Origin of the sequence: Bifidobacterium sp., from assembly GCF_050874245.1 — a bacterium.
Taxonomy (GTDB): Bacteria; Actinomycetota; Actinomycetes; order Actinomycetales; family Bifidobacteriaceae; genus Bifidobacterium.
On record NZ_JBNMKH010000099.1, the window covers coordinates 1 to 5,327 of the forward strand.

Consider the following 5,327-nt stretch of genomic DNA (forward strand, 5'->3'; position numbering starts at 1 on the left):
GCTCTCCTCCGTGCTGTTCGACCACCGCGGAGCCTCAATCGTCGGCCATATCCTGCTTGACACATTGGAGGAGGCCGGCTATTCCGTCGACGACTTCGACGCCGTCGGCGCGCTGACCGCGGCTGCCGTGCCGCTGGTCTCCGCCATGATCCAGGCCGCCGCCTCCCGCGGCGAGGACCTGAACGGCTTCGTCATGGACTTCGTCTACCCGTCCATCAAAGGTCCGTCGATCGCGGGCAAGCGCGTGGTGCTGATCGATTCCTGGCTGTCCGAGAAATCGTATGTGCAGACCTCCTCGCTGGTCACCCTGCGCAACGGCAACGAACTGAGCCTCGACTTCTCCGTGGTGGAGAACGAAGGCGCTGAAGTGCTGGCCGTCGCCTCGCTGATCGGCGGCGTCGACATGGTCGATCCGACCATCAAGGTCATCAACCCGGTGAACGGCGAGGAATCCCAGCTGCCGTTCGTCGAAGTCTTCAAGGAATCCGAGCTCCACTGATGCACGATCCGAATCCCATTGATGTGGCCGCCCAGGCGTCCGGTGAACCGACATTCCGTGAGGTCGGCGTAGGCCCGTGGGCACAGACCCATCCGGGGGAGCCGCGTCCGGACGACGTGTCGTCCCCGAATTACGATGCCCGCTTCGATTCCGCGCTACTTGACGAAGGCGACCGTCGCAACGTGCTCGACCGATACCGCTACTGGACGGTCGCGGCCATCAAGGCCGATCTGGATTCCCGCGGCCGTCACGACTTCGAAATCGCCGTGGAGAACTGGACGCACGATTTCAACATCGGCTCCATGGTGCGCACCGCCAACGCGTTCCAAGCGCGACGTGTGCACATCGTCGGTCCGCATAAGTGGAACCGCAAGGGCGCGCTCATGACGGAGCTGTACCAGCACGTCGAGAACCATCCGTCCATCACGGAGCTCGTCGAATGCTGGAAACTTCGCATCGCAGGCGAAATCGCCGCCGCCCAAGCTCAGGATGAAGCCCTGTCCCTCCGTTTCTACAAGGCCCGTAACGAAGACGACGTCAAAACGGTCACTGAAACATTGAGGCAACTGCAGAAACTGGAAACGAAAATCGCCGAGCTGGAGGCCGCGCGCATCATCGCGCTCGACATCGTCCCCGGCGCCGTGCCCATGGAAACCTACCATTTCCCCAAGCGTTGCCTCATGCTTTTCGGCGCGGAAGGCCCCGGACTGTCCGAAAAAGCGCTCGAACTGGCCGACGACGTGGTCTACATCTCCCAATTCGGCTCGGTCCGCTCCATCAACGCAGGAGCCGCGGCCGCCGTCTCCATGCACGCCTGGATCGCCCAGCACGCCGTGCCCCAAGCCTGAGGCAATCCGCGTCACAGCGACGGCTTCAATAAATCGCCGTGCCATCGTGCCAATGAATCGTCCTACTGCCGAATCGCAATGAACATGGCCGCGGCCCTTGTCCGGCCATATCGACATGAAAAGCTCAACCGGCGAATCGTGTGTGGGCATTATGGAAATCATGGGACGCCATCGGCACGCCGGCCTGCTTGAGTTTGCGGATTAGCGGCGCTCTTTGCAGAACATCGTCGAATGTGAAACGGACGATGGTGGTGACTCCGGCTTGCCGAAGCGCTTCTTCTCGCTCGCGTTCGAGAAACACGGTTCCCTGTACACTTCGGCGGTCGGTCATATCCGGGTCGATGTACTTCGCCGTGCCGTCGAATTCGCCGACGATGATTCGCCCGTCGGCCAGTCTCCAAAGAAAATCGACCCTGTAGTTTTTACCGTTGACGACAAACGGGACTTGGACCATGGGTGGCATGAACCCTTCCTCGATCATGGTTCCCCTGGCAAAGGATTCCCCTCCGTTATCGCTGTTCGGATTCGCATGGAGAAGCAGTTTCGGGACTGCCGGATGGGCGCAGGGATCCTTCTCGCATTCCGCAAGCACGTCGTTGGCCGTGACTCCATGCGCGAACGCGGAATCGAAGATGCTGAGAGCGCATCGAAAATACAGTGTGGATGAGCAGTCGATCAATGTGCGCGCGGGATTCGTCGCCAGAAAACCACCTATCCGAACCGGAACGCAATTCGGAACGTAAATACGTTTGGTGGGAGGCCTTGCGCGAATTTTGCCGCATTCCCGTCCGACAATGGTCAATTGATGGGTGCTATGAAGACTCCACGGGTGGTCGAAGCCATGGATCGTCGCCGATGTGAGCCCCGCGAAGATCCAATGGGGATAGAGCAGGGACATCGAACGTGCTATGTGGAGAGTCCTCTCCGGGGGCGACAGGCTGTTCCAATAATCCTGTGGAAGATATAACCCGTGGGCGGTGCGAACGAGTTCACCGCATTTCATCCGTCGTCGCAATGCGGCGTTCTCGGCCTCGTTGTGGGAATACGCGCATCTGCGTTCCATGATGGCTTCCTCGATGATTCTGTTCGCTCGGGCATGATTCTTCATGCTTTGACGGTAAAAAACGGAGGAGTTCGGAGCAAGCGCGAATGAGGGCTGTGGTCGGAGATTCTCCGACATCGCGTGTTCCAACATGTCCGGTCTTGGATGGGCTTGTGGATAACTTGCCGGAAGCCCGTAAAATCGCGGTTCCCAAAAATGAAAACAAGTGTGTGGGGTTTGTAAGCACGTGCCGCGCCCCATGTCGCAATCGCATGTCATGGCCCATGCTGCTCGCCCATGCCGAGCCTCCATCGGTTTGCTCGCTCCCATGCTGCCAAACCGACGCTGAGCGGTGCGTGAGCGTCGGTTTCGCAGAATCTGGACGTCCAAACCGACGGTGATGGCTCTAAGCATCGGTTTGGTCGATTAGCTTCTGTGAAACCGACGCTTAGGGCTCTCTCACCGTCGGTTTGGCAGAATGAGGGCGATTGAACCGACGGCTGGGTGCGGGCTGTGGACTGGGTGGTGTGTGAGCATCGGTTTGGTCGATTAGCTTCTGTGAAACCGACGCTTAGAGCCTTCTCACCGTCGGTTTGGCAGAATGAGGGCGATTGAACCGACGGTGGGCGGTGTGTGAGAGTCGGTTTGGCGGAATGGAGGCGATTGAATCGACGGCTGGGGAGCGGGGTTGCGGATTGGGTTGGATTGCGATGCGGAGCTGCGGATTGGATGGCGGGCGAGGGGCGAGGAATGGCGATCGAGGTGTGGGCGGGCGACGGCTTGGATGGTGTGAAATGGGGCACGCGCTCGTCACATAGACGCGTTACTGTTAGGGTCATGCCTACTTTCACCAAAGAAGAAATCGTGCATTTGGGCGATCTTGCCCGAATCGCACTCACGGACGAGGAAATCACCCGTCTGCAGGGCGATCTGAACGTCATCGCCGAATCCATCAACAAGGTCCAGGAAGTCGCCACCGATGACGTGGAACCGACCGCGAACCCGATTCCGCTGGAAGCATACCTGCGTCCGGACGTCCCCGAGACCCCGCTGACCCAGGCCGAGGCCACCGCGGGAGCCCCGGTCTCCGAGGCCGGCATGTTCGTCGCACCGCGAATTCTGGGACAGGAGTGATATGAGCACCGAAAGCACCACCGAACTCGTCAAGCTTTCCGCCGCCGAGATGGCGGCCAAGATCAAGGCCAAGGAAGTCTCCAGCCGTGAGCTGGTCGAGGCCCATCTCTCGGTCATCGAAGCGGCCGAGCCGAGCGTCAAGGCCTTCCTGAAGGTCTCCGCCGACCAGGCCCTCGAGCAGGCCGACGCCTTCGACGCCAAGTCCGACGAGGACAAGGCGCAGCTGCCGGAGCTTGCCGGCGTGCCGATCGCCATCAAGGACATGATCGTCACCAAGGGCATCGAGACCACCGCCGCCTCCAAGATCCTCGAAGGCTGGGTGCCGCCGTACGACGCCACCGTCATCGAGAAGCTCAAGGCCGCGGGCATGCCGCTGCTGGGCAAGACCAACCTCGATGAGTTCGCGCAGGGCTCCTCCACCGAGCACTCCGCCTACCAGACCACCCACAATCCGTGGGACACCGACCGCGTTCCCGGCGGCTCCGGCGGTGGTTCTGCCGCGGCCGTGGCCGCGTTCGAAGCCCCGCTGGCTCTCGGCACCGATACCGGCGGCTCCATCCGTCAGCCGGGCTCGCTGACCGGTACCGTCGGCGTCAAGCCGACTTACGGCGGCGTCTCCCGCTTCGGCGCCATCGCCATGGCATCCTCCCTCGACCAGATCGGCCCGTGCTCGCGTACCGTGCTCGACGCCGCCCTGCTGCAGGAGGTCATCGGCGGACACGACAAGCGCGACTCCACCTCCATTCCGGAAGGTCCGCGTCCGATGGTCGCCGCCGCCCGCGAAGGCATGAAGCGTGATCTGAAGGGCCTCAAGGTCGGCCTGATCAAGGAACTCGGCGGCGATGGCTTCCAGCCGGGCGTCATGGCCCGCTTCAACGAGGGCGTCAAGAAGCTCGAGGAGATGGGCGCGGAGGTCACTGAGGTGTCCCTGCCGCACCTGCCGTACTCCCTCGGCGCCTACTACATCATCATGCCGTCCGAGGTCAGCTCCAACCTGGCCCGCTACGATGGCATGCGTTACGGCCTGCGCGTCATGCCGCCGGCAGGCGTTCCGCAGACCGCCGCCAACATGATGGCCTACACCCGTGAGGCCGGCTTCGGCGACGAGGTCAAGCGTCGTATCATCCTCGGCACCTACGCGCTGTCCGCAGGCTACTACGACGCCTGGTACGGCTCCGCGCAGAAGGTCCGCACCCTCATCATCGACGACTTCAAGAAGGCGTTCGAGAAGGTCGACGTGCTCGTCGGCCCGACCAGCCCGGTCACCGCCTTCAAGTTCGGCGAGAAGACCGAGGACCCGATGGCCATGTACGCCATCGACATCACCACCATTCCGGCCAACCTCGCCGGCGTTCCGGCCATGAGCATTCCGGCCGGCCTGAGCGATGATGGCCTGCCGGTCGGCTTCCAGTTCCTCGCCCCGCAGCAGCGTGACGAGGTCATGTACAAGCCGGCCGCGGCCCTCGAAGCCGCGCTCGAGGAAAGCTGGAACGGTCCGATCTGGCAGTCCCTGAAGACCCCGTGGCTCGACGGTCTGGACAAGTAAGCATCGGAGGAAAGAAGACAAAATGGCTGAAAAGTTGATGAAGTACGCCGATGCCGTCAAGAAGTTCGACCCGGTCATCGGTCTGGAAACCCACGTGGAGCTGTCCACCAAGACGAAACTGTTCTGCCCGGCCGAAGTCCACTTCGGCGGCGAACCGAACACCCAGCTCACTCCGGTGAGCCTCGGTCTGCCGGGCTCCCTGCCGGTGGTCAACAAGACCGCCGTCGACTACGCGATCAAGCTGGGCCTCGCCCTGCA

The 5,327-nt window shown here is 61.8% G+C and carries 4 protein-coding genes and 3 pseudogenes; 6 read left to right on the top strand and 1 reads right to left on the bottom strand.

The window, feature by feature from the left end:
• The 3 genes and pseudogenes from ACR0P8_RS08485 to ACR0P8_RS08495 form a co-directional block, all read left to right on the top strand.
• The coding region (locus ACR0P8_RS08485; protein WP_432624658.1) for an orotate phosphoribosyltransferase at positions 1–499 on the top strand (499 nt) is incomplete at its 5' end.
• Positions 499–979, top strand: a pseudogene (locus ACR0P8_RS08490) (TrmH family RNA methyltransferase); the annotation flags it as partial. The gene ACR0P8_RS08485 and the pseudogene ACR0P8_RS08490, both read left to right, overlap by 1 nt.
• Before the next feature lie 71 nt (positions 980–1,050).
• Positions 1,051–1,347 (top strand): annotated as a pseudogene (locus ACR0P8_RS08495) (TrmH family RNA methyltransferase); the annotation flags it as partial.
• Between the two features lie 124 nt (positions 1,348–1,471).
• On the opposite strand, the gene ACR0P8_RS08500 reads toward ACR0P8_RS08495, so the two are convergent.
• A complete protein-coding gene (locus ACR0P8_RS08500) occupies positions 1,472–2,527 on the bottom strand; it encodes a hypothetical protein (RefSeq protein ID WP_432624659.1) in 1,056 nt (351 codons plus the stop codon).
• Positions 2,528–3,226: 699 nt separating this feature from the next.
• On the opposite strand from ACR0P8_RS08500, the gene gatC reads away from it, so the two are divergent.
• The 3 genes and pseudogenes from gatC to ACR0P8_RS08515 form a co-directional block, all read left to right on the top strand.
• The gene (gene gatC, locus ACR0P8_RS08505) at positions 3,227–3,523 is read left to right on the top strand and encodes an Asp-tRNA(Asn)/Glu-tRNA(Gln) amidotransferase subunit GatC (RefSeq protein WP_026646917.1); all 297 of its coding nucleotides are present in this window, start codon (positions 3,227–3,229) and stop codon (positions 3,521–3,523) included.
• A gap of 1 nt (position 3,524) precedes the next feature.
• Positions 3,525–5,069, top strand: coding sequence for an Asp-tRNA(Asn)/Glu-tRNA(Gln) amidotransferase subunit GatA (gene gatA, locus ACR0P8_RS08510; RefSeq protein ID WP_432624660.1), 1,545 nt, complete (start codon positions 3,525–3,527; stop codon positions 5,067–5,069).
• Between the two features lie 22 nt (positions 5,070–5,091).
• A pseudogene (locus ACR0P8_RS08515) lies at positions 5,092–5,327 on the top strand (Asp-tRNA(Asn)/Glu-tRNA(Gln) amidotransferase subunit GatB); the annotation flags it as partial.

Coding starts and splice junctions, on each gene's coding strand:
- gatA (WP_432624660.1), top strand. CDS start 3,525: ATGAGCACCGAAAGCACCACCGAACTCGTCAAGCTTTCCGCCGCCGAG.
- gatC (WP_026646917.1), top strand. CDS start 3,227: ATGCCTACTTTCACCAAAGAAGAAATCGTGCATTTGGGCGATCTTGCC.
- ACR0P8_RS08500 (WP_432624659.1), bottom strand. CDS start 2,527: ATGTCGGAGAATCTCCGACCACAGCCCTCATTCGCGCTTGCTCCGAAC.